Annotated in this window: 1 protein-coding gene; it reads left to right on the top strand. The window is 45.3% G+C overall.

What is annotated here, in order from left to right; genetic code table 11:
* Window positions 1-3,322 (top strand): putative Ig domain-containing protein (locus L1286_RS23835; RefSeq protein WP_235409518.1); only part of this gene is annotated, 3,322 nt, incomplete at both ends.

Raw genomic sequence — 3,322 nt, forward strand, 5'->3', positions numbered from 1 at the left:
TATTGATGCAAACACCGGTGTGATCAGCGGGGATGTACACTACAATGCAAAGGCCCAGCATACGGTCAAGATCACTGTGGTAAACGTTCATGACACAGGTTTTAGCGCGCAGGCGACGATGCGCATTAATGTGACTGATATTGACCCCATTTTGGTATATGACTTTCATAAAGACGATAACAGTAAAGACAGTATTGAATTGGATGAAGGCGAATCCATCAACACCAATTTAATAACCGACCACATTAAGTCATTGGACAACCGACTCACATTGCAATATTCAATTGCAAACGTCCCAACAGGGATATCAATTGATAAAAATACGGGTAAATTGAGTGGTGCGCCGGATGCGGACACGGCAGGTTTTTATGATGTAAAAGTGACGGTGTCCGATCCCAGCAAAGGAGTAAATAAAGAAGTTACATTTAAGCTCGAAATTATCGAAGTACACCATATCACGTTAGATGAAAGGACATATAGGGAGGTCGATTTTTCTGAGCTAGATCAGGTTAATGGTACCGATCGCTTTAAAATTTCTGGGCATCCAAGTTGGGTCAAATTAAAATCTCGGGACGCAGGCGGCATTCAATATCTTGAGATACTACCGCCAACGGATGCAGGTGGTACGGGTCAAAGTAAGCTTTACGTATTCAGGTTGGATCGTTTACCGCCAATTGGTGCACAGGGGGCATCTATTAGCTCGGCGAACGATGAAGTTAAAGAAATCACGCATACGCTTGTAAAACTACAAATTAACAATACGCGCGGTGCCAACCAGGCGCCAGTAGCGGATACAATCCCAACTCAGGATGTGGCTGTAGGGACGACGCTTTCACTTGATTTAGATGATTACATTGGAGACCCTGATAAAGATGCTCTAAGGTATGAAGTCAATATATCAGGCGTGCAGACAGAGCTTAACAATACGCCAATAGACACTCAGCCAATAGACACGCAGCCTGGAGATACGCATTCCATTGGTGGTAACTTAAATGGTGGCGCATCCGCATTTGGCCTTGCAACGTTTGGGGCGAACTCAAAGTTCGAGGCACATCAAACAAACGTTGAGCAATTTCCAGCGCCAGCACTCGGCTTAGCGTCGTTCAGCTCTGGCTCGAATTTGCAGGGGCAGCAAATTGCGGCTGAGGCATTTGGGTCGTCTGCATATTCATACTCGATTGATGCTAATAACGTCTTGAAAATCAAGTTTAATAAAAGTGGTAAATTTAGAGTCAGCGTTACGGCCGTTGAAGTGACTGAAGAAACATCTAAAACAACCACATCATTTGATGTGTTTGCAGGTATGCCGTTACCAAATGTAAACATCACAGCACCGACTTCTACGAACTATAAAAGTACCTTTGGTGCGACAGCGAGCACCAATGACTCTCAGGCCAAAGTAAGATATGAATGGACGCACTCTTCAGGATTGAGTGTTGATTCTAAATACGGGAAGTCCCCCCAATTTACTGCGAATCAAGCTGGTGCTCAATGGATACAAGTGAAGATTTTTGACGCTGATGGCCGAGTGAAAGAGAGTGCGAAGCACACCATACAAGTATCAGGCTCACTGGCTGTGCCTGATCAAAATGTGCGAGAAGGTCAAGCTGTGAACTTTGGAACAAGTGGTTTTTTTGCTCGATCGAGTTCAACTTCTAGTTATAGCGCAAGCGGTTTACCTTCGGGGTTAAGTATAAATAGTAAGACTGGGGTCATCTCAGGTACTTTAAAGTACAATGCTAGCGGTACACGCACGGCAACCATTACATTGAGGGATTCATCAAACTCATCGGTGAATGATAAAACAACGGTGAAGTTTAATGTGACGAATGTTGATCCGGTCAGTGTTGGCAATATTCCGCCAATTTTTAGAGAAGAATATTATCCGGTTACGTCTGACTCGTTTAAAAAGTACATTAGCATTAAAGACTCGTCATTAAAGATTAGATATAGCTTGTCTGGTTCACCAAGAGTGCCTGAAGGCTTGAGCATAAACAGTACAACAGGGATGTTCAGTGGCACATTTACGAATAGAGCCGCGGGCGAATACACTTTGACAGTTACGATGACAGACACAAGCAAAGGGTTCTCAAAGAGTGTCAATATGTCTGCAAAGATCATCGACGCACCTGGGGTTTCCGTTAAAGCTGATTCGGGCATTAATAGATATAGCCCAGAACAATGGTTTGACAGTGGATACGATTCGTTTGGGATGGAAACGCCAACAGGAGGGGCCAGCAGCTGGATCAAACTATCAAGTCCGAACGGTTCGGGGTTGCAGTCGTTGACGATTGACCCGCCAAGGAGTGCACATCGTTCAGAGCCTTATATCTTTAAGCTATATGCAAAAGATCCGCTCGGTAGAAGAATTGATGGCAAGTACGTAAAAGTGCGGGTACAGGTTTCGGCGCCAGATCCAATTGTTCAAAGAAACCGAGCACCAGTACGTAACTCAAGTGTGTCGCTGGTCGCCGCAGGTAAGGCGGGGCAAAGCATATACAGTAAAATTCCAGCGACGGCATTTACTGATCCTGACGGAGATCCAATTACGTACAGTATGTCTAGTTTACCCGAAGGGTTGTCTTTTAATTCGTCTTCGCGTGAACTTACGGGAACTGTGAAAGTAGCGGGCAACTACACCGCTAAGCTGAGAGCAACAGACAGTAACGGGACATGGCGAGAAGCCAACGTGGCAATCAACATTGAAGCTGTGGCGAACGCAAATAGTAAACCAGTGTATACCGGCGCACCAATGTCAGCGAGCTTTAGACACAATGCAGAGGGCAAATACAATATTCCTTTCAGTCGATTCTCGGATCCTGATGGCGATACATTACTATTTTCTGTGAAAACACCAAGAGTGCCTGGGTCTCTGTATTATGATGCGACCAAGAAACAACTTAGAGGTACGATATCGAATCACTCGAGCTCAACTACAAGCTATAATGTCACATTGACAGCTAATGATAACCGTGGTGGTACGTTGGAAAAAGTTATCACTATTTATGTCGATCCTAAGCCTAGCAGTGGCGGTGGCGGCGATGGTGGTGGTGGCGGCGGTAGAGGTGTTGATATCCCTGTTGAGGTTACACCTATAGACGGAACACCGATCGGTGGGTCTCCTATCGAAACGTTCTCGATTGCGACAACTACTGCGTACTTCAATCCTGCTGAAGTGGCGTCAGCAACTCAAGCAGTGTCACCGACAAGCACTGGGGTTACACGCACAGAAGACTACTGGTTTACTTATAATGGCAATAACCAAGTGGTCATCGATGGCGGTAGCTTCATTGGAGACAAAATTTCGATTGCAGATCAAGGT

Source organism: Pseudoalteromonas sp. SMS1 (genome assembly GCF_021530565.1).
In the GTDB taxonomy this organism is placed as follows: domain Bacteria; phylum Pseudomonadota; class Gammaproteobacteria; order Enterobacterales; family Alteromonadaceae; genus Pseudoalteromonas.